The sequence below is a fragment of the Rhodanobacter sp. L36 genome, assembly GCF_009765755.1.
Lineage (GTDB): Bacteria > Pseudomonadota > Gammaproteobacteria > Xanthomonadales > Rhodanobacteraceae > Rhodanobacter.
Genome location: NZ_LMUV01000002.1, coordinates 395,693 through 416,643, shown reverse-complemented (window position 1 = coordinate 416,643; position 20,951 = coordinate 395,693). Strand labels below are relative to the sequence as shown.

General features: G+C 62.2%; 21 protein-coding genes and 1 riboswitch. Of the genes, 12 read left to right on the top strand and 9 right to left on the bottom strand.

The window, feature by feature from the left end; all coding sequences use genetic code 11:
- Positions 1–52: 52 nt before the first annotated feature.
- The 3 genes from lpdA (at position 53) to GSQ73_RS01810 (ending at position 4,507) form a co-directional block, all read left to right on the top strand.
- On the top strand, positions 53–1,828 hold the full coding sequence (lpdA, locus tag GSQ73_RS01820; protein WP_158880415.1) for a dihydrolipoyl dehydrogenase: 1,776 nt from the start codon (positions 53–55) through the stop codon (positions 1,826–1,828).
- A 144-nt stretch (positions 1,829–1,972) separates the two neighbouring features.
- Positions 1,973–3,751, top strand: a complete 1,779-nt coding sequence (gene ggt, locus GSQ73_RS01815) for a gamma-glutamyltransferase (protein ID WP_158880413.1) — start codon at positions 1,973–1,975, stop codon at positions 3,749–3,751.
- Between the two features lie 21 nt (positions 3,752–3,772).
- Entirely contained in the window at positions 3,773–4,507 is a 735-nt protein-coding gene (locus tag GSQ73_RS01810) for a DUF6624 domain-containing protein (RefSeq protein WP_158880411.1), read from the top strand.
- 44 nt (positions 4,508–4,551) lie between these two features.
- Here the strand turns inward: GSQ73_RS01810 and GSQ73_RS01805 are convergent, their stop codons facing one another.
- Complete coding sequence (locus GSQ73_RS01805) at positions 4,552–5,145, bottom strand: NADPH-dependent FMN reductase (protein WP_158880409.1); 594 nt, start codon at positions 5,143–5,145, stop codon at positions 4,552–4,554.
- Between the two features lie 81 nt (positions 5,146–5,226).
- On the opposite strand from GSQ73_RS01805, the gene dapB reads away from it, so the two are divergent.
- Complete coding sequence (gene dapB / locus GSQ73_RS01800) at positions 5,227–6,027, top strand: 4-hydroxy-tetrahydrodipicolinate reductase (protein ID WP_158880407.1); 801 nt, start codon at positions 5,227–5,229, stop codon at positions 6,025–6,027.
- Here dapB and GSQ73_RS01795 read toward each other — a convergent pair.
- The 3 genes from GSQ73_RS01795 to GSQ73_RS01785 all read right to left on the bottom strand — a co-directional run bounded on the left by GSQ73_RS01795 (position 6,024) and on the right by GSQ73_RS01785 (position 7,821).
- Complete coding sequence (locus GSQ73_RS01795) at positions 6,024–6,707, bottom strand: hypothetical protein (RefSeq protein WP_158880405.1); 684 nt, start codon at positions 6,705–6,707, stop codon at positions 6,024–6,026. The genes dapB and GSQ73_RS01795 overlap by 4 nt on opposite strands.
- A gap of 68 nt (positions 6,708–6,775) precedes the next feature.
- Positions 6,776–7,231: a hypothetical protein gene (locus GSQ73_RS01790; RefSeq protein WP_158880403.1), complete on the bottom strand. Its 456-nt coding sequence runs from the start codon at positions 7,229–7,231 to the stop codon at positions 6,776–6,778.
- 8 nt (positions 7,232–7,239) lie between these two features.
- Positions 7,240–7,821, bottom strand: a complete 582-nt coding sequence (locus tag GSQ73_RS01785) for a sigma-70 family RNA polymerase sigma factor (RefSeq protein WP_158880401.1) — start codon at positions 7,819–7,821, stop codon at positions 7,240–7,242.
- A 122-nt stretch (positions 7,822–7,943) separates the two neighbouring features.
- Between GSQ73_RS01785 and GSQ73_RS01780 the strand changes: the two genes are divergently transcribed.
- From GSQ73_RS01780 to GSQ73_RS01760, 5 genes are all read left to right on the top strand, one after another.
- Positions 7,944–8,270: a DUF6249 domain-containing protein gene (locus tag GSQ73_RS01780; RefSeq protein WP_158880399.1), complete on the top strand. Its 327-nt coding sequence runs from the start codon at positions 7,944–7,946 to the stop codon at positions 8,268–8,270.
- 263 nt (positions 8,271–8,533) lie between these two features.
- Positions 8,534–9,571, top strand: coding sequence for a hypothetical protein (locus tag GSQ73_RS01775; protein ID WP_158880397.1), 1,038 nt, complete (start codon positions 8,534–8,536; stop codon positions 9,569–9,571).
- Positions 9,572–9,665: 94 nt separating this feature from the next.
- Positions 9,666–10,064 carry a DUF3224 domain-containing protein gene (locus tag GSQ73_RS01770; protein ID WP_158880395.1) on the top strand — a complete coding sequence of 133 codons (399 nt, stop codon included), beginning with the start codon at positions 9,666–9,668 and terminating at the stop codon, positions 10,062–10,064.
- 184 nt (positions 10,065–10,248) lie between these two features.
- Positions 10,249–11,205: an ATP-binding cassette domain-containing protein gene (locus tag GSQ73_RS01765; RefSeq protein ID WP_158880393.1), complete on the top strand. Its 957-nt coding sequence runs from the start codon at positions 10,249–10,251 to the stop codon at positions 11,203–11,205.
- Complete coding sequence (locus GSQ73_RS01760) at positions 11,202–12,518, top strand: ABC transporter permease (RefSeq protein ID WP_158880391.1); 1,317 nt, start codon at positions 11,202–11,204, stop codon at positions 12,516–12,518. Before GSQ73_RS01765 ends, GSQ73_RS01760 begins: the two co-directional genes overlap by 4 nt.
- Positions 12,519–12,546: 28 nt before the next feature.
- Here the strand turns inward: GSQ73_RS01760 and dinB are convergent, their stop codons facing one another.
- From dinB to GSQ73_RS01740, 4 genes are all read right to left on the bottom strand, one after another.
- Entirely contained in the window at positions 12,547–13,632 is a 1,086-nt protein-coding gene (dinB, locus tag GSQ73_RS01755; protein ID WP_158881659.1) for a DNA polymerase IV, read from the bottom strand.
- A gap of 81 nt (positions 13,633–13,713) precedes the next feature.
- Positions 13,714–14,082, bottom strand: a complete 369-nt coding sequence (locus GSQ73_RS01750) for a gamma-glutamylcyclotransferase family protein (protein WP_158880389.1) — start codon at positions 14,080–14,082, stop codon at positions 13,714–13,716.
- Positions 14,082–15,005 carry a hypothetical protein gene (locus GSQ73_RS01745; protein WP_158880387.1) on the bottom strand — a complete coding sequence of 308 codons (924 nt, stop codon included), beginning with the start codon at positions 15,003–15,005 and terminating at the stop codon, positions 14,082–14,084. The genes GSQ73_RS01750 and GSQ73_RS01745 overlap by 1 nt, the downstream gene beginning before the upstream one ends.
- A gap of 17 nt (positions 15,006–15,022) precedes the next feature.
- Positions 15,023–15,099, bottom strand: a riboswitch (S-adenosyl-L-homocysteine riboswitch).
- A 192-nt stretch (positions 15,100–15,291) separates the two neighbouring features.
- Entirely contained in the window at positions 15,292–16,263 is a 972-nt protein-coding gene (locus GSQ73_RS01740; protein ID WP_254063236.1) for a UPF0104 family protein, read from the bottom strand.
- An 88-nt stretch (positions 16,264–16,351) separates the two neighbouring features.
- On the opposite strand from GSQ73_RS01740, the gene GSQ73_RS01735 reads away from it, so the two are divergent.
- Genes GSQ73_RS01735 through GSQ73_RS01725 form a run of 3 tightly spaced genes read left to right on the top strand, consistent with a single transcriptional unit; the run spans position 16,352 to position 20,273 of the window.
- Positions 16,352–17,695: an amino acid permease gene (locus GSQ73_RS01735; protein ID WP_158880385.1), complete on the top strand. Its 1,344-nt coding sequence runs from the start codon at positions 16,352–16,354 to the stop codon at positions 17,693–17,695.
- 28 nt (positions 17,696–17,723) lie between these two features.
- Positions 17,724–19,889: a beta-galactosidase gene (locus GSQ73_RS01730; protein WP_158880383.1), complete on the top strand. Its 2,166-nt coding sequence runs from the start codon at positions 17,724–17,726 to the stop codon at positions 19,887–19,889.
- A gap of 51 nt (positions 19,890–19,940) precedes the next feature.
- A complete protein-coding gene (locus GSQ73_RS01725) occupies positions 19,941–20,273 on the top strand; it encodes a hypothetical protein (RefSeq protein ID WP_158880381.1) in 333 nt (110 codons plus the stop codon).
- 224 nt (positions 20,274–20,497) lie between these two features.
- Here the strand turns inward: GSQ73_RS01725 and GSQ73_RS01720 are convergent, their stop codons facing one another.
- Positions 20,498–20,791: a hypothetical protein gene (locus GSQ73_RS01720; protein ID WP_158880379.1), complete on the bottom strand. Its 294-nt coding sequence runs from the start codon at positions 20,789–20,791 to the stop codon at positions 20,498–20,500.
- Positions 20,792–20,951 lie beyond the last annotated feature (160 nt).

The following is a 20,951-nucleotide window of genomic DNA, read 5'->3' as shown; positions in this document are numbered from 1 at the left end:
CTGAATTCCAGGCGCCGCGCGTGCCGCGAGCCGACCCATCAAAGGACTCCCCATGGCCAGCACCATCGAAATCAAGGTTCCCGACATCGGCGGCCACGACAGCGTGCCCGTCATCGAAGTGCTGGTGAAAGCCGGCGACACCGTGGCGAAGGAACAAAGCCTGATCACGCTCGAGTCGGACAAGGCGACGATGGAGATTCCATCCAGCGCTGCCGGCGTGATCAAGGAGCTCAAGCTCAAGGTCGGCGACGAAGTGTCCGAAGGCACACTGATCGCGATTCTCGAAACCAGCGAGGAAGCCGCAGCGCCTGCGCCCGCCGCCAAAGCCGAGGCACCGAAAGCTGCTGCGCCTGCACCGGCGCCAGCGGCCCCTGCGGCCCCCGCGCCGAAAGCCGCCGGCACCTCCGGCCGCAAGGCGGATATCGAGTGCAGGCTGGTCGTGCTCGGCTCCGGTCCCGGCGGCTACACGGCGGCGTTCCGCGCTGCCGACCTCGGCGTCGATACCGTGCTGGTCGAGCGTTACACCAGCCTCGGCGGCGTCTGCCTCAACGTCGGCTGCATTCCGTCGAAGGCGCTGTTGCACGCCGCCGCCGTGATCGACGAAGCCGCCTCGATGGCCGCGCACGGCGTCACCTTCGGCGCGCCGAAGATCGACATCGACAAGTTGCGCAGCTTCAAGACCAAGGTGGTCAACCAGCTCACCGGTGGCCTCGCCGGCATGGCCAAACAACGCAAGGTGCGCACTGTCGAAGGCGTCGGCGCGTTCGTGTCGCCGAACGAAATGGAAGTCCAGACCAAGGACGGCGTGAAGCTGATCCGTTTCGACAACGCGATCATCGCCGCCGGTTCGCAGTCGGTGAAACTGCCCTCGTTCCCGTGGGACGACGAGCGCATCGTCGATTCCACCGGCGCCCTGGAACTCAAGGACGTGCCGAACAAATTGCTGGTCGTCGGCGGCGGCATCATCGGCCTGGAAATGGCGACGGTGTATGCCGCGCTGGGCAGCGAAGTGACCGTGGTCGAATTCATGGACCAGCTGATTCCCGGCGCGGATGCCGACCTGATCAAACCGCTGTCGCAGCGCCTCGGCAGGCGACTCAAGGGCATTCACCTCAAGACCAAGGTGGTGGATGCCAAGACCACCAAGAAAGGCATCGAGGTTCGCTACGAAGGTGACAGCATTCCCGAGACCACGCTGTTCGATCGCGTGCTGGTGTCGGTCGGCCGCTCGCCCAACGGTGGCAAGATCGGCGCGGACAAGGCCGGCGTCGCGGTGACCGATCGCGGCTTCATCAACGTCGATACGCAGATGCGCACCAATGTGCCGCACATCTTCGCCATCGGTGACCTGGTCGGCCAACCGATGCTGGCGCACAAGGCCACGCACGAGGCGAAGGTCGCGGCCGAAGTGGTCGCCGGCCACAAGAGCCATTTCGACGCGCGGGTGATTCCTTCGGTGGCGTACACCGATCCGGAAATCGCCTGGGTCGGTGTGACCGAGCGCGAGGCGAAGGAGAAAGGCCTGAAAATCGGCGTGGGCAAATTCCCGTGGGCGGCGAGCGGTCGCGCGATCGGCATCGATCGCACCGAAGGCTTCACCAAGCTGATCTTCGACGAAGAGACGCATCGCATCGTCGGTGGCGGCATCGTCGGCGTGCACGCGGGCGATCTGATTTCCGAACTCGCGCTGGCGATCGAGATGGGCAGCGAGGCGGCGGACATCGGCCTCACCATTCACCCGCATCCCACGCTCAGCGAATCGATCGGCATGGCGGCGGAAGTGTACGAAGGCACCATCACCGACCTGTACATGCCAAAGAAAAAATAATCCCATCGGCCACCTCGCGTGGCCGATGTTGTTTTTGATCGGCGCTTTTGTGTGCAGCTCAGGGACGAACCGGGAAGGTCGCAGCGGACGCCTGCTCCGATGAGCTGCATCGGCGTTGCCACGCTGTCGACCAGGGGAATCCCGATGAAGATAAGAACCAGGCTTGCTGTTGCAACGTTCTTGCTGACCTCGTTGGGGGCAACGGCGAATGCCCAATCCGAGATCGGTCGCGGCGATCGCTACTCCGGCCACACCTGGGCATCGCGTTCGCCGGTGCTCGCGCAACACGGCATGGCGGCGACCGAACAGCCGCTGGCTTCGCAGGTGGCCATCGACATCCTCAAGAAAGGCGGCAGCGCGGTGGACGCGGCCATCGCCGCGAACGCCACGCTCGGGTTGATGGAGCCGGTGTTGAACGGCGTCGGCGGCGATTGCTTCGTGATCGTGTGGGATCCGAAAACGCACAAGCTCTACGGTTACAACGGCTCCGGCCCGTCGGCCAAGGGTCGCGATCTTGCCAAGATGAAAGCGGAAGTCAACGCTGCGTACATCAAGGCCCGACGCAAACCACAGGATCACATTCCCGCCGTCGGCTCATTGCCGATCACCGTCCCCGGCACCGTCGACGCGTGGGGCGCGCTGCACGATCGCTTCGGGAAACTTTCGCTGGCGGATGATCTGGCGCCGACGATCAGCTATGCGAACAACGGCTTCCCCGTCACGCAACTGGTGGCCGACTACTGGCAGGGCAACATGAAAGCGTTCGATCGCCTGCACGGCCTGATCGAGGAAAGCGCCAACGCGCGCGCCACCTATCTCATCAACGGCCACGCGCCGGCCGAAGGCGATGTGTTCCGCAATCCCGATCTCGCGCGCACGCTCAAGGCGGTGGCGCAAGGCGGTCGCGACGCGTTCTACAAAGGCGCGATCGCCCACACCATCGACGCGTATTTCAGGCGCATCGGCGGCGATCTGCGCTACGAGGATTTCGCCGGTTATCACGGCGAGTGGGTCACGCCGCAATCGGTGAACTATCACGGCTACGACATCTACGAATTGCCGCCGAACGGGCAGGGCTTCGCCGCGCTCGAAATGCTGCAGCTGTTGAAAGGCTTTGACCTGAAGAAGATGGGCGTGGGCAGTGCCGATGCGCTGACCGTCATGCTCGAGGCCAAACGCCTGGCGTATGAGGACCTGGCCAAGTTCTACGCCGATCCGCGCTTCGTCGACGTGCCGATGAAAGGCTTGCTCTCCGACGCGTATGCGGACCAGCGGCGCAAACTGATCCACACCGATCGCGCCAATCCCGATCTCGGCCCCGGCGATCCGCAACTCTTCAACGGCGATACCACCTATTTCACCACCGCCGACAAGGACGGCATGATGGTCTCGATCATCCAGTCCAACTATCGCGGCATGGGCTCGGGCCTGGTCGCCGACCACCTGGGCTTCATGTTCCAGGATCGTGGCGAGCTCTATTCGCTCAAGGATGGCGCCGCCAATGTGTACGCCGCCGGCAAGCGTCCGTTCCACACCATCATCCCCGGCTTCGTGATGAAAGACGGCCAGCCGTGGATGTCGTTCGGCCTGATGGGCGGCGACATGCAGCCGCAGGGGCACATCCAGGTGCTGACCAACATGATCGACTACGGCATGAACGTACAGGACGCCGGCGACGCCGCGCGCTGGCGCCACTACGGCAACGCCGAACCCACCGGCGAAAAATCGCAGGGCATCGGCACGGTGGAAATGGAATCCGGTTTCGATCCCGCGGTGAAGGCCGAGTTGGCGAAACGCGGCTACAAGATCGTGCCGGGCACCGGCAACTTCGGTGGCTACGAAGCGATCATGTTCGACGCCGCCCAACACGTGTACTGGGGTGCCACCGAAATGCGCAAGGACGGCGAAGTCGTCGGGTATTGATCAACGCAGGGACATTGCGACATGGAAAAATCGAGAGCATTGCTGGCAATTCTGTTTCTTTGTTGCGTGTCCGTGTCACCGCTCGGTGCATCGGATGCGGACGACGCGCAACTTGCAAAGCGCTGTCCGGAATTCATGGCCTGGCAAAGCGCGCATCCGGAATTTTCGAACAAGGTCGAGCTGCAGCGCCTGAAGACAAGACCGCCGACGAAGCCGAAACTTCGTGCGCAGTTGCTGCGGATGGTCAAGGCTGACCAATCGGTTCGGGACGCCTGGATAAAAGTCGGCATGACCACGGGTCCGGCAAGTCAGGATGCAATCAAGAACCTGCAGGCGGTCGACGCGGCCAATCTGAAAAAATTCAAGCCGATCATTCTTCGACAGGGATTTCCCGGCCCCGCGCAAGTCGGTGTGGATGGCGTGGAGGCTGCATTCCTGCTGGTGCAGCATGCGGATCGTGATCCGGCATTCCAGTCTCGGGTGCTGCCGCAGCTGGCCGCGCTGCATAAGCGAGGCTTGATCAGCGGGCAGGATCTAGGCCTGCTGACCGATCGTACCTTGCGAGCCAGAGACAAGCCGCAACGCTATGGCACCCAGTATCGATCCGACAATGCGCACCCGGAAATGCGGATGCAGCCAGTCGAAGACATCGCTTCCCTCGACGCGCGTCGCGCATCCATGGGAATGCCTCCGGTCAAAGCCTATGCGTGCGTGCTATCCGTGATGTATCACAAGCCGGTGGTCACCGAGCCCTGAAGTGAAGCGTGCGGCACAATGCAACGATCGATGCGAACGCCGTATCAGTACGGCGTGCCGCTCAGTCGCTCGCGTCGCAACGCACGCGCATGCCAGAAGAATTCGTCGAGGAAGCGATCGAGCACGCGCGTGATGTGGTCGTCCAGCGCTACGCCATCTTCGTCGAGCGCCTTGCCGATGCGCGGGATCGCACACTCGCTGGGGATCGCCGACATGCCCAGTTCCGCCAGGGTTGCACGCAACGCCATCGCAGCGCGCACGCCGCCGTACTGGCCGGCGGAGTAGCAGACGATGCCGGACGGACGCCAGAAATATTCCTCGAGAAAATGATCGAGCAGATTTTTCATCGCGGGCGGAATGCCATGGTTGTATTCGCCGCTGACGATGAGAAAGCCATCGACGCGGCGATACAGCGTGGCGAGTTTCTCCAGCACAGTCGGCGCGGTTCCCGTCGCGTATTCCTTGTACATGCGATCAAGCAGCGGCAGTTGCACTTCCATCGGATCGACCAGCACGGCCTCGTGGCCGCGCGCTTCGAGTGCACGCATCACCATGCGCGCTGCGCGAATGCCGAGACGGTCGTGGCGCACCGAGCCGAGCAATACGGCGATCGACAACGGCTGGGTTTCGCTGGTCATGTTCGATTCCATGGATGAGGTCCGCGACATCTTGCCGGGTCGAGACTACTCTCCATCTTCCTTGCGAAACACGGAGTCGCCATGTCATTGAACGTTTGCGTTGCCGGCGCCACCGGCTGGGCCGGATCCGAACTCTCGCGTGGCATCGCCGCGGCCGATGATCTTTCACTCGTCGCCGCGGTAGCGCGCAAGCACGCCGGACAGCATCTCGGTGACGTACTCGGTGAGTCGCGCCTGCGCGCAATGATTTTCGCCAGCGCGTCCGAAGCGTTGGCGCAAGGCTGCGACGTGTTCGTCGAATACACGAAACCTGAGAGCGCCAAGGCAAACATCCTCGCTGCGCTGGAGCGCGGTGCGCATGTCGTGGTCGGCACGTCGGGCTTGAGCGACGGTGATTACGCGCAGATCGACGCGTTCGCGCGCGAGCGCCAGCGTGGCGTGCTTGCCTGCGGCAACTTCGCTTTGACCATGGTGCTGCTGCAGAAATTCGCCGAGATGGCGGCGAAATACATTCCGCACTGGGAAATCATCGACTACGCGTACCAAGGCAAACCCGATGCGCCCAGCGGCACCGTCAATGAACTCGCCGGGCGATTGGGCAAGGTGCGTGCACCGCAACTCGATGTCGCGATTGACAGCATCGTCGGCGTACGCGAAACGCGTGGCGGCAGCGTGCACGGTACGCAAGTGCACGCGGTGCGCTTGCCGGGTTTCGTGCTCGGCGCCGAAGTCATCTTCGGCATGCCGGACCAGACGCTCACGCTGCGCCATAGCGCAGGCGGCAGCGCAAAGCCTTATGTCGATGGTGCGTTGCTGGCGATACGCAAGGTGTCCGGCCTGATCGGCGTGCATCGCGGACTGGACGCGGTGCTCGATCTCTAGGAAGCGCCGTCGGCGCGAGGCGTTTTCGACAGCGCGCCCTCGATCACTGCCTGCGCCTGCGAAAGCTGCGATTGGGTTTCGTTCATCGTCGAAATCATCTGTCGCAGCATGCTGTCGAACTCCACCGGGTCTACCGGCACGTCGAGTTCGAGCTCGGTCTGCAGCGCGACTTCGCGCGGTGCATTGAGTGCCACGGTGCTGTCGTGTGACATCCAGTTCGACGCATCGCGTTGCGCGGCGTAGGCCGATGAATAATGGCGCAGGTCATCCGCCTTCATCCACGTGGCCGACTGGTTGGCGATCGCCACATCCCAGGCCTGCGTGTTGAATGTCGGCCAGCTCATGCTCAACATGAACTGTTTTTTCATTGCCTGGATATGCTGGTTGATCGTGGCGTTCGGCAAGCCGGCGCGGATGTCCTCGCTGATCATCTCGTTGAACTGCTGAAGCGGCTTGAGTTTCGTCGCGTTGGTCTCACGCGCATGTTGCAGGTCGACGAGATTCGCACGCAATTCCGCTTCGATCTGCTGGCTGGCCGTAGCTGCCGCGGATGTGTGTTGCACACGCGTGATCCACGCCTCCAGACCAAGCGCGGTAAGGATGCTGAGCACGATCATCAGGTAGTCCTTGGCGAAATCCCTGAAGTTCGCCAGTGGACGTTTGGGTACTTCGAAATGCATGGATCACCCCGCTGCGAGAGCCACGAACGCGGAGCGTACTCGATCCGCATTCGCGCGGCAGCGGACGATCAGTGTTTTCTTGCGGACGGCCGAACGCGCGCCAGCAATCCGGTAAAAACGATGCACGCCACGAACGGGAGCAGCAGATGCCACGAAGCAACGATCGGTTGCGACAGAGCAAACATCGGGCTCAGCCAGTTGCTTCCATAAAGCATCGTCACCACGATCAAACCGACGACCAACGCGATGCCCGGCAGGACGATGAGAGCGAGCTCAATGCGCGCATCGGATGACGCCCGTCGAACCGGCCCGACCTGCACCGCAAGTTGTCGCGCGAAATCCGGCGGCAGATTTTCCTCCGGTGCCTGTCGCAGCGCGCGCGCGAGCATGCGATAGCGTTGCGTGCGCGCATCGTCGTGGTGCGGATCGAGATGCAGTCGCTCGCGCCGCATCGCGGTTTCCTGCGCCAGCCACTCGCGTTCTCGCGCGGCGTCGTCGAAAGGCTGCACGGGTTCGTCGTTCATGTCGTGGATCATGCTGCAACTCCGGTTCCGGTTTCGAGTGCGCCACGCAAGCGCAACCGTGAGCGAAACAAGTGGCTCTTGATGGTGCCGCCGGCCAGCCCGGTGACGCGACTGATCTCGGGAATCGGCATTTCCTCGAGATAATACAAAGTCAGCAACGTGCGCTGCACCGGCGGCAGCGATTCGATGGCCGCATGCAGATGGCGCACGGCTTCCTCATCGGCACACGCGGTTTCGAGATCGAATCCGTCGCCGATGGTTTCGATCAACGCCTCGTCCATGTCGCCATCGGCCGACTCCATCAACGGAATGCGTTTGTGCTGCAGGTGGCGCAGCGCGATGGTGTACGCGATGCGACCGATCCAGGATTTCAGCGCGCTCTCGTAGCGATATTGATGCAGGCATTGATGCACGCGCAGAAAAGTTTCCTGGCAAAGATCGCGCGCGTCTTCCGGATGACGCACCATGCGCTGGATGATGTGCCAGCACAGACCCTGATATTCGCGCACCAGCCGCTCGAACGCGCCCGGCCGATTGGCCAGCACGGCGTCGACCAGTTCGCGGTCGGGGCTGCTGCGGATGTCATCCATGCTGCAAGGGATACGCGCAGGTGCCATCCGGTTGCAAGTGTGTTTGCAACCGTCCAGGTGCGATCGGTATCTACAGCCTTGACGACTATCCGTCCCGATGAAACACCGCGAGGAATCGATCCATGGAAAAAGGCATTCTGGTACCCATCTTCCTGTTCGCATGCATCGTCTACGCGATCAAGATCGTGGTGGATGCACTGATGCGGCGGCGCATGCTCAACAGCGGCACCACGCCGGAGCAGGTCAGCGCGCTGCTGCTGGCGGAAGATCAACGCCGAAATCAGTCGTCCTTGCGCTGGGGCATCGTGCTGGTTGCGCTGGCCATCGGCTTCGGCATCATCCAGTGGACCGGCTGGACCGAACTCAATGCCGGCATGATCGCCGTGCTGGCCGGTGTCACCGGCCTGGGCAACCTGGCCTTCTACGCGATTGCTCGCCGTTTCGGCTGAGTGATAACGCAAGCCGCGCATCGACTTGTCGAGCGTGGCGCTATGCCCGAGAGTTCGAACACCTCGTTGGCAGGAACGTTACTTTGAATTCCAGATTGCTGTTGGCTCTGCTCTTGTCGTTCACATGCTTCAGTTCGACGTGCGCGATCGCGCAGACGTCGTCATTCCGGTTTCTGGAAAAATCGGGACCGTACGAGGTAGGTCTCAAAGTGGTCGATCGATATGATCACTCGCGCAGTTTTCCTGTGTCACCGGGAAACGATGTGAAGGCGCCGGCGAAGAAAGGTGCGCGTCCGTTACAGACCTTGATTTGGTATCCCTCCGTTGCGAGCACGTCTGCGCCAATGACGGTGGGCGACTATGCCCAACTCGCCGATACCGAGATCAATTTCGATGTGCCGGACCACACCAACAGATGGCGTTCGATCTTGGCCTCCTCGTCGAATACCTCGCTGCGTGCCGTACGCAATGCGCAGGCGATACGCGGCCACTTCCCCATCGTCATCTATGCGCCGGGCGATTCGTCGGTGTCGTGGGACAACGCCGATCTCTGCGAATACCTTGCCAGCCATGGCTATGTGGTCTTGGCCAGTGCGTCGATGGGCGCATCGACGCGCGACATGACGGACGACCTCGAAGGCATCAACACCGAAGCGCGCGACATATCCTTCCTCATCGATGACGCCGGAAAGTTGCCTGATGCCGATAGTTCGAAAGTGGCCGTGGCCGCGTGGAGCTGGGGCGGATTGTCGAGTCTGTTTGCCGCAGCGCGCGATCACCGTATCGGCGCGCTGGTGAATCTCGAAGGCAGCATCCGCTATTACCCCGGACTGGTGCAGAGGGTCGCCGATGTAAAGCCCGATCGAATGACCTTGCCGATGATGTTCTTCACTCGCGGTGATCTAAGTCTCGAGGATTGGGACGGTTTCAACGACGACGGCAAGATCGGGCCAAACGTTCTCAACCAATGGATTCACGGCGATCTGTTGACCGTGCACATGCTGGGCATGTCACACCCCGAGTTCAGCGCCATGACGGAACGCAAGCACGATGCCAAACACTTTGCGGAAAACCAGCAGGCTGATTACGACAGGAACGACGTCAATACGAGCTATGCGTGGGTTGCGCGCTATACCGTGAAATTCCTGGACGCGTATCTGAAACACGATAACGCGGCGGCCGCTTTTCTGAAGAAAACACCGGCGGAAAACGGTGTGCCGAAACACTTCATGGCCATAAGCTTTCGCGCCGCAAAAAGGGAAGTGTCGCCGCCCCATGCGAGTACGGTGTCAGGCCACTGACGAGCTGCGCGTGGAAGACCTGTCGTACGCAGATATATATAGTGTCGGCATAGACGTCTGCGACCGATCGTCGTCAACGCCACAGGAAAACGACATGCACGCTCATGGCAGCTTTGAAGTGAAGATGACCGCGCAACATGCGGAAGAAAACGTGGGCGATGCGAGCATTGGCCACATGGCGCTGGACAAGCGCTATCACGGCGATCTCGATGCCAAGGGCTTGGGCCAGATGCTCGCCACGCGAACGGCTGTCGATGGCTCCGCCGGTTACGTCGCGATGGAGCGAGTCAGCGGCACGCTGGGTGGTCGCCACGGCGCGTTCAATCTCTTGCACAGCGGCACGATGACACGTGGCGCGCCAAGCCTGAGCATCAGCGTGGTGCCCGATTCCGGTACGGAAGAGCTGGAAGGTCTTGCCGGCACGCTCACGATCACGATCGCCGATGGCAAGCACTTCTACGATCTGGAATACACGCTGTCCGACGCGGGTTGAGCACACGCGCTGCTGCGCGCTTTGCCAGGACACGCAGTGCCCGAGAAGTCGCGACTTCAGAGCCTGCAGCAACATGCGGCGGTAGTGCATCGACGCCGCCGTCGGTCATGTTTGCGACGCCGCGTGCGCATGCTACGGTTTCGCCGAGGGGCCTGCCGGCCCGATTTCCGGGGGAACGGAAGCCATGTCATCACCGACCGTCAGCGTCGACGCCGTCATCAAGCGCTTTGCCGGGCACACCGCCGTCAACCGTCTTTCGCTGGAGGTTTCTCCCGGCGGCATCTTCGGATTGCTCGGCCCCAACGGCGCGGGCAAGTCCACCACGATCCGTCTGATCATGGGCATCCTGGAACCGGACGAGGGCACGATTTCGCTGTTCGGTTCGCGCGAAGGCAGCCGCAAGCTGTCCGCGCGCATCGGCTATCTGCCAGAAGAGCGCGGGCTGTACAAGAAGATGAAAGTGCTCGATCACCTGATCTTTCTTGGCGAGACCAAGGGCATCAGCCGGTCGGATGCACGCAAGCGCGCGCACGCTTGGCTGGAACGGCTCGGTCTCAGCGATTGGGCGTTGAAGAAAGTCGAGGACCTGTCCAAGGGCATGCAACAGAAGGTGCAGTTTGCCGGCGCGCTGCTGCACGACCCCGAGCTGGTGATTCTCGATGAACCGTTTTCCGGTCTCGATCCGGTCAACGCGCAGGGCATGAAGGACATCGTGGTGGAACTGGCGGCGGCCGGTCGCACCGTGCTGTTTTCCACCCACGTGATGGAGCAGGCCGAGCGCATGTGCGATCGCATCGCGATCATCGCGCGTGGCGAAAAAGTGGTGAGCGGCACGGTGGCGCAAGTGAAGGCGGACTTTGGTGGCCGCCATGTCGCGCTCGGTTTCACGCACGACAAGCAGCGCGCGGAGAAGATCCTCGCCGACCGTTCGCTCGTTGCCAGCATGGACGACTACGGCGCGTCCGCGGAACTGCAGATGGCCGAAGGCGCCGACCCCGAGCAACTGCTGGCACTGCTGGTGCGCGAGGGCGTGGGACTGCGCCGGTTCGAGATCGTGGAGCCGTCGTTGAATGCCATCTTCATCGCCAAGGTGGGCGCCACTGCCGCCACGGCGGTGGCGAATCCCGGAGTCGCCGCATGAACAAGATCCTTGCCGTGGTCCGTCGCGAGTTCGTCGAACGCGTTCGCACCCGGGCCTTTCTGATTTCCACCATCATGTTGCCCGTGTTCATCGTGCTGATGACGGTGTTGCCTGCGCTGATGATGAGCGGCTCTGAGCACACCAGCCGCATCGCGGTCGTGGATGGCAGCACCGGTGGCCTGGGCGCCAAGGTGAGCCGGGCATTGCTCGGCGAGAAGCTCACGGATGCGCCGGACGCGCAGGCGCGCTACAGCGTGCAGGTGTTTCCGGCGTCCGGTGGTCAGGTGGCCGACGTGCGCGATTCGCTGATCGCCAAAACCGGTTTCTCCCGGCGCGGTCATGCCGATGCATGGAACGGTGTGCTGGTACTCACCGACGAATCGCTTCAAGACGGCAAGGTCCCCTATTACGGCGATGACGTGGGCGCCACCCAATCGATGTCGAAGATCCAGCGCACGCTGTCGCAGGTGCTGGCGACCGTGCGGTTGGGCAAGTCCGGCGTCGATCCGGGCGTGGTGGTGCATGCGATGGCTCCGGCCGACCTGCAGACCACCAAGGTGTCCGACGGCAAACTCACCGGTCAAAGTGGTGAGGAGTCCTTCGCCGTGGCGTACTTCATGGGCTTCATCCTCTATCTGTCGATCCTGATCTACGGCCAGCAGACGATGACCTCGGTGATCGAGGAGAAAACCTCGCGCATCATGGAGGTGCTGGCCTCGTCGCTCACGCCGTTCCAGATGCTGCTCGGCAAGGTGCTGGGCGTTGGCTCGGCGGGCCTTGCGCAAATGGCGATCTGGGGCGGCTCGGTGTTCGTCGTGGGCAGTCAGCGCGCGCATCTTGCCAGCCTGTTCGGCATGAGCAGCGATGCGATGCAGGGCTTTCCGGTACCGACGATGGCACCGGATCTGCTGGTGGTTTTCCTGCTGTATTTCATGCTCGGGTTTCTGCTTTACGGCGCGCTGTATGCGGCGATCGGCGCGATGTGCAACACGATCCAGGAGACCCAGCAGTACGCGGTGTTCATCACCATCGTCATCATGATCGGCTTCTTTGCCGTGTTCAGCCTGATCAAGGATCCGACCGGCGACCTGGGCAGGACCATGTCGTTCATCCCGTTCTTCGCGCCGTTCGTGATGCCGGTGCGCTGGTCGATGACCTCGGTGCCACCGATGGAACTGGCGCTGTCGCTGGGCCTGATGGTGGCTACGTTGCTGGCCTGCGTGTGGCTGGCCGGACGCATCTACCGCACCGGCATCCTGATGTACGGCAAGAAGCCGTCGTGGAAGGAAGTGCTGCGCTGGATCCGCGCCTGATCACAATGATCGCGCGGCGTCGGTGGCCTTACTTCGCCGGTGCGTCGAACAGGTCGCTCTGGGCGCGATAGCTGTCCTGATCAACGAATCCCGACAGGCCGACGCCGACGAGGCGATAGCGGCTGTCGGCCGGTCGCTCGACACGCTCTCGCAACGCGCACGCGATGTCGCCTAGATCGTTTGCGGATGACGGCCGTTGCGACGGTGTGTAGCTGCGCGTGAGCGTGTGGAAATCCGAGGTTTTCAGTTTGAGCACGACCGTGCGCGCGATTCTCCCGGTCTCCCGCTGATGACCGGCCCAGGCTTTTTCCGCCAGTCGACGGATATGCGGCTCGAGTTCTTCCAGCAGCAGGTCGCTTTCAAACGTGTCCTCCGCTGATACCTGCAGGGTGAGTCGTTCGGATTGCACCGCATGATCATCGATGCCGTGCGAAAGCTCGTGCAGCCGGCGACCCCAGCGTCCGAATCGCTGTTCCAGTTCGGCCAGCAGCAAACCGCGCAGATCGCCCACGGTGGCGATGCCGAGTACCGCGAGCTTCGCTTCCATCACCTTGCCGACACCCGGCAGTCGGCCGACAGGCAGCGGCGTGAGAAACGCTTCGACCTGATGCGGACGAACCACGTACAAGCCGTCGGGCTTGTTGAAATCCGAGGCGATCTTCGCGAGAAATTTGTTCGGCGCCACGCCGGCCGATGCGGTGAGATGGGTCTCTTCGCGGATCGCGTTGCGGATCGCCTCGGCGGTGGCGGTGGCCGAAGGCAAGCCGGTCTTGGTTTCGGAGACGTCGAGATACGCTTCGTCCAGCGACAACGGCTCGATCAGATCGGTATGCCGCTCGAAGATCTCGCGCACCTGCCGTGACACCGCCTTGTAACGCACGAAATCCGGCGGCACGAAAATCAGTTGCGGGCACAATCGCTCGGCGCGTATGGCGGGCATCGCCGAACGCACGCCAAACACGCGCGCCTCGTAGCTCGCCGCGCACACCACCGATCGCGCACCGCGCCACGCCACCGCCACCGGCTTGCCGCGCAACGACGGATCGTCACGCTGCTCAACCGACGCGTAAAACGCATCCATGTCGATGTGGAGAATCTTGCGGGACACAGAAATCACAAAGCGATTGAGATGACGAAGCTTCGATTCTAGAGCCTGCGCCCGCCTGCGTTGCGCAATGGGCACAGGCATCCCTCGCTACGCGTCGTCGTTATCAGCCCGTACGTAAACCCAGGCACGCCGACCGGAGGCAAGCGTGACGTCGACGCGCCGATAGTCGTCGACCTCGTACGCGTCCGCTTGCGCCAGCTCGTCTTGCGTGATGCGCAACGCAGCGCCTTTCACTGCATGAGTCGGGTCGCCCGTGTGATGGACGACAGGGTGGTTCGTGATACCGCTGGTGGCGATGACTTGCGCGTCGCGAATCTCAAGCAACGTGCATTGGTAGCCATGAAGCTCATCCGGCTCGCCCTGCAACAGACGTCCGAACGTGACGCGTTGCACGGACTCGCTCTGCAGCGTGCCGTAGGAAAACAGGCAGATTTCGGTTGCCGATGATTCCAGCATCAGAAGTCTCCGAGGGCCGATTCGATGTCTCGCACGCGGGAGCCGTCCAGCTGCGCGACAATCACTGTCGCAAGGCGTTCTGCAGCTTGTGGGCGCACACCGAAATGCAGGAACGGTTCGATCAGCTCCAGCTCCATGATCAGAAATTCGCCCGCGCAGATCACGCCGTCGACGCGCACGTAGACTTGATCGCGATGGCCGATCTCGGCGACCGCGGCCAGTGCGCGTTCGGCGGCAGCGAGCGTGGCGGCGCTCGGCGCTATCGGTTCCACGCTTCCGCCGTACTCGGTCTGCACGCGGTAGTCACCGGACGCCGGTCGCTTGATGACGGCGTGACTGAATTCGCCGCCGAAATACAGCAGCGACCATTCGCCGTCGCTGACGACTTCCGGCACGAACGGCTGCACGAGGTAGTCGTGTTCGAGTGGCAACGGGGCGACTGAGCGAGCGAAGTCTTCTTCGCCAGCAACACCGCGCACCGTGTGCCACGCGCCGCCGCTGATGGTGGGCTTGATCACGACCTGCTGCCCGGCCATTGCTGCCAGCACGTCGGACAGTTGGTGTGCCGTGGCGAGTTGCGTAGGAATGGTCGCGACGCCGTGCTGCGCAAGCTCGAACAGGTAGCGCTTGTCGGCGTTCCAGCGCAGCAGCCGACTGTCGTTGATGGTGGACACGCCGAGTTCATCGAGCCGATCCAGCCAGCGCATGAACAACGCGTAGTGCTTGAAGTAATCCCAGACGGTGCGGATGAGCACGGCATCGAAGCTCGACCAGTCGACGTCGGGATCATTCCAGACACAGACGATCGGTTCGATGCCGAGGCGTTCCAGCGATGCGACAAGGCCGACATCGTCGGGCTGGACGCACGGGTAATCCGCGGATGTGGCAAGGGCGAGCCGACGAGCGGCAACGTGGGCAGACATGACGACACCTCCAATCATCGGAAAGGGCGCCCTTGCCATGGAGCCGCATGCCGAGCGTGGCGGACGGGTGTCCGCTGCAGCACCCCTCGGCAGCGTGTCGCAGCGAACATCGCTGCGCAGTCATCGGCAGCCAGATGCACTGCCGATGACAGTGTTCCAGCACGGCGGATGGTTGTCACTAGCCCGAAGGTCCTGGTTTTCTCTTCGAACGATGAGTCGCGAGCATGCGCGCGCGACGGGCCTCGCCATCGTTCAAGCAACCGCTGCGGCGGTCGCCGATATTTCTTCACTCGTCGTCAATGCGTATCGCAATGGATTGCTTTTTTCGACGTCGCAGAATTTCGAAAACCAGGAACGCAGCGCTGGTCAGCACAAACGGCAGCGCGGTGTAGGTCAGTCGATAGCACATCATCGCGGCGAGCAGATCGGCGCGTGCTTCCGGCGGAAACGACGCCAGCATGATCGTTTCGAACACACCGAGCCCGCCGGGCGAATGACTGACGATGCCCGCGACCACCGCGCCCACGTAGATCGGCAGGAAATCCACGAACGGTGGCGCCGCACTCGCCGGCAGCAACACGTAGAGCGCGCTCATCGCCGCCAGCATTTCCACGCCGCCGATCAGCATCTGCGCGCCGGCCATGCCCGCGCTCGGCCAGGCCAGCGTCCAGCGCCCCAGGACAAGCGTGCGCGGACGAGCGAGCCACACCAGCAGCGCGATCAGCAGCAGCAGCAGCGCGCCACCGGGCCAGCGACCCCAACCTTGCGTGATCACCGGTTGCCAACACAGCGCGCCGGCAACCACCGTGACAAACCCGAGCCCGACACCAAGACCGGCCAGACCCACGATGCGTGCGACGTCCGCTGCGGCCAAACCTTTCGATGCATAGATGCGATAGCGCACCGCGCTGCCGGTCACTGCCTGAAAACCCAGTGCGTTCGAAATGCCGTGCGTCAGCACGCCGGCAAACGCAGCCATCCGAGCCGACACGCGATCGCGCGCAACCACCCGCACCGCCAGCACATCGAACAGCGCCAGCATGCCGAAACTGACCACCATCGCGAGCAACGATTCACCGATGCGCGACGCCGGCAACTGCATCCAAGCCGTCACCACGTCGCGCCACGTGATGTGCCTGATATAGCGATGCGTCACCCATACCGCGATCCCGATCGCCACCAGTGAGGCAATCCACGACAGGATTTTCCATCGCCGCGGCGGATCGTTCGCGACAGCGGGCGCAAGAGGAGAAGACATGCGCGAATGGTCAGGGCTGTGTGCGGGATTGTCCAGAATCGCTAGGCGGGACTGGCCGTGAAGGCATGGCAATGGCAAGGTAGCGGGCATGCTGACCGAACCTGCCAATGCTTATGCCCGTCGCCTGAATACCTGGGACGCCGCGATGATCGTCATCGGCGGCGTGATCGGGGCCGGCATCTTCATCACGCCGGCCACGGTGGCCCAGAACACATCGTCGGGTACGCAGGTGCTGGTGCTGTGGGCGATCGGCGGATTGCTCACGCTGGCCGGCGTGCTTTGCTACGCCGAACTCGGCGCGCGGCGGCCGCAGGCGGGCGGCATCTATGTGTATCTGCGCGAAGCGTTCGGTTTGCTGCCGGCGTTCCTGTTCGGCTGGACCATGGCGCTGATCAACTACCCCGGCAGCGTGGCCGCGGTGGCAACCAAGTTCGCGGTGTATTTCTGCCGGGCGCTGGGCATGAGCCGGCTCTACGAAACACCGATGGCCGTGGGCGCGATCGTGTTCATCGTCGGCATCAACCTGTTCGGCATCCGTGCCGGCGCGTGGATGCAGAACATCTTCACTGTGCTCAAGATGGTGGCGATTGCGTTGCTGGTGATCACTGGCTTGATCGTTGCGCACGAGCACCTCGGCCTTCCGCTCGTTCCAGAGGTGGCGCATCCGGTGTCGTCATGGGCATTCGCCGGCGCGCTGCTGCCGGTGCTGTTCGCGTACGGTGGTTTTCATTACCTCAACGATTTGGCCGGCGAAGTGCGCAACCCGCAACGCACCTTGCCGCGGGCGCTGGGCATGGGCATGGCCGGCGTGGTGGTGTGCTATCTGCTGGTCAACTTTGCATATCTCGCCGGGCTCGGTCACGCCGGCCTTGCAGCGAGCCTCGCGCCCGCAGCGGATTTGATGCAGCGTTTGTTCGGCGTGCATGGCGCCACCGTGATCGAGGTCGGCATCGCATGTTCCACTTTCGGTTATTGCAGCATCGCGATCGCCGGCGGCGCACGCGTATTGCAGACGATGGGCGCGGACGGCGTGTTCTTCCGCGCGACGGCTCGCGTCGACACACGCACGCGCGCACCACAGATCGCACTCGTCGTCCTCGGTGGCTGGGCGGTGGTGCTGACGTTATCGGGCACGTTCAACCAGTTGCTCAACTACACCACCGTCGGCGAATGGCTGGGGCATGTGTTCGGTATCGCCACGCTGTTCTGGTATCGCAAGCATTTCATCGATCAGCCGGCGCCGTATCGCGTGCCGTTCTATCCCTTGCTGCCGCTGGTATTCGTGATCACGGTGTTCGGCGTGATCGTCGCCAGCGCCATCCACGATCCCGGCGACGCCGGCATGAGCCTGTTGATCATCGCGATAGGCTTGCCGGTGTACTACGGCTGGCGCGCGTGGACGCGTCGTCATCCGAACGTGCCGATCCAATGAAAGTCGCAGCATGAATGGGGAGTTCTGCATGAAATATCGCGCGCACTTGTCTGGCCTTGTCCTGATCGCCCTTTGTGGTTGCAGCGCCGCAACGACACCCGGCGTCACCGATCTCTCCGCGAAACCCGACGCGGCGATTCACGTCGAACTCGATCAGGTGCAGCGCAGCGATGTGGTGGAGAAAACTGCCGACGGCATCGCCCAGGGACGTTACGCATTCCAGCCCGGCGCGCATCCGCAGATCGTTATCGCCCCCGCGAACGCAGCATGGGACTGGACGAAACAGGGCGAGCTGCATCTGCGCGTGCAGAACGCGATGCCGTGGGCGGTGACGTTGACGATCGAGATAGACGGTGCCGATGCGCAGCACGCGTTGCAGGCGACGGTGGGTGTCCCTGCCGGTCCGCCGCAAACCGTGGTTGTTCCACTGCACGCAACATCATCACGCACGCAAGGCATGCAGGTCGGACCGACGACGCCGTTCGACGATCATGGTCAATCGATGTTGCTTGCCACCACGGTGAAGGGCGCGCTGGATTTGCACGCGGTGCATGCGATCCGCCTCGGCATGCCGGCGCCGCAGGCTGCGCAGACTTTGCTGCTCGGTCGTATCGATGCAGTGCAGGGCGATCCGATCACGCGCGAGGCGTACACCGGCATCGTCGATCAATACGGTCAATACACCCACGGCAACTGGCCAGAGCGCATCGCATCGGATACCGCGTTGAAGTCCGCTCACGCCGGCGAGCAGATGGCGCTGGCGGCAGCGCCTTCGAACCCGGGCGAACTCGACGTGTACGGCGGGCACACGGATATCCAGGGCTTGCAGAAAACCGGCTGGTTCCACACACAGAAACTCGATGGTCACTGGCGCCTGGTCACCCCCGAGGGCCACGCATTTTTCTCGCTCGGCGTCAACGCCATCGTGTCCGACGACAGCCGCACGTACGTCGAAGGTCGCGGCTTCATGTTCAACGATCTCCCGCCCGACAGCGGCGAATGGACGTCCTTCTACGGCACTGGCGACAGCCGTCAACCGGGCCGGGCCGCCAGCAGCAACATGGGCTACAACCATGGCCGCTGGTTCGATTTCTACGGCGCCAACCTCTATCGCGTCGATGGCAAGAACTGGTTGGCGACATGGCGCCAGCGCACGCTCGATCGTCTGCAACACTGGGGCTTCAACACCATCGGCAACTGGAGCGACAGTGCGCTCGCCAAGGCACATCGCCTGCCGTACACGCGGCTGCTCAACATCAATGGCCATTTCGGCAGCGTCTCCAGCGGCTACGATTATTGGGGTCGCATGCCCGATCCCTTCGATCCCGGTTTTGCTCCCGCCGCCGAAGCGGCCGCGACGAAAGCGAGCGCGGAATTTCGCGATGATCCATGGCTGCTCGGCTACTTCGTCGACAACGAACTGGCGTGGGCAGGCCAGGGTCCGCAAGGACACTGGGGACTTGCCGTCGGCACGCTGCGCGGCGACGCGAAGAGCCCGGCCAAGCAGGCGTTCATCGCCGCGCTGCGCGCCAAATACGCGACGCCGGAAAAACTCGCGGCCGCGTGGGGCATCGCGCTCAAGTCATGGGATGCGTTGAACGCCACCAACTTCGCCGCACCCGCCCCCAATGAGGCGCATCCCGCCATCGCCACCGACTACAGCGCGTGGTTGAGCCAGTATGCGGAAACCTATTTCCGCGTGGCGGCCGACGCCATCCATCGGCACGACACGCATCATCTTTTTCTCGGCGGTCGCTTCGCAGTGAAGACGCCCGAAGCCATCGCCGCCTGCGCGAAGTATTGCGACGTGGTGAGCTTCAACGTCTACGCAGACCTCCCGCAGCACGGTTACGATGCCGCGGCGATGCACGCCTTGAACAAACCGGTGATGATCACCGAATTCCATTTCGGCTCGAACGATCGCGGTCCGTTCGGCAATGGCGTCGTGTCAGTGGAAAACGAACAGCAGCGCGGCGTGGCCTATGCGCGATACGTCAACGCCGCCGTCAACGATCCCGACATCGTCGGCACCCACTGGTTCAACTACTCCGACCAACCTGTCACGGGGCGCATACTCGACGGCGAAAATTCGCACATCGGTCTGGTTGGCATCACCGACATTCCGTTTGCTGGGTTTGTTGAAGCGGTACGTCGGGCGAATCGGAGTGCGGGTGGCGCGGCAGCGGATAAATGACCTGCCGGCTCAAGCCAATGCGCGCAGCGATTGCGCGTAGCGAAATACAAGGTGTGGAACGAGACATATACGACGAAAGCAATAGAGACGGAAAAGCGATCCACCAACGCGCTGTTTTTGTCTTCGGGCAAATTGCTTCGACACCAGGCATTCGAAGGCTCCCCATTCGGACGCCTGACGCTTGAGTCAAGCGGCGGCGAAGCCGTCCGCCTTGAACGCATTGTTAGCCATGCGCGTCAGGCGCTGCAAAAAACCATATCAGAGACCCTACTAAAAGTAGTGGCGGCGCGAGAAGCGCGCCAATGGCGTGACCACGATCGATTCCTTGAACTGAAGCCCAGTCATGGTATTGGTCGACTTGAAGCATTGCGTATGAGCTCATAACAGGAATAAGTGAGGCAATCCGCAAATAGTTTGGAAGTTTATCGAAGTCTTGGTAAGCCCATAAAACAAGCGCTCCACCACAGATAAGCAGCGCGACTCCGGCCCGAAAAATGATGTCTCGTGTTCTTTGGCTTATGGCGCTCATGAGGGCTAACGCTGGAGTTAAGCGGCGGCGTAGCTGTCCGCCTCGAATGAGTTGTTAGGCATACTGCACATGGGCCGAATTAGATGCCAGCTCCTTCTTCGTCGAGGAAATGGAACTTTCCGTCCTGATGTCTCTCCCAGTAATCAACCTCAACGCGCAATGTCTTCATGGTGAGATCTAGAGCTTGTAGTGCGTCAACGCCGTGCATTCCGAACGCCTTAACTCTAGAGTCCGTGCGAAGCTCATAGGGACAATACCAAGTCTCATCTTCGATCTTAACGGGCAATCCAACCCGCAACGATGCCGCTTCTCGCTCGCCGGTGCTCCGTACAAAGAACATGATTCGCTCGGCGATGACTTGTTCGATTTCCATTCTAGAAGCCATATTCAATCTTGTGCCTAACGCTGGAGTTAAGCGGCGGCGAAGCCGTCCGCCTTGAACGAGATGTTAGCTGCCTGCCTTGAGGTTTGGAGACTGGTGAGAAAAATACTGGCCGTAAGCGCCGCGAGACACGAACTCAGATGGCGTCAAG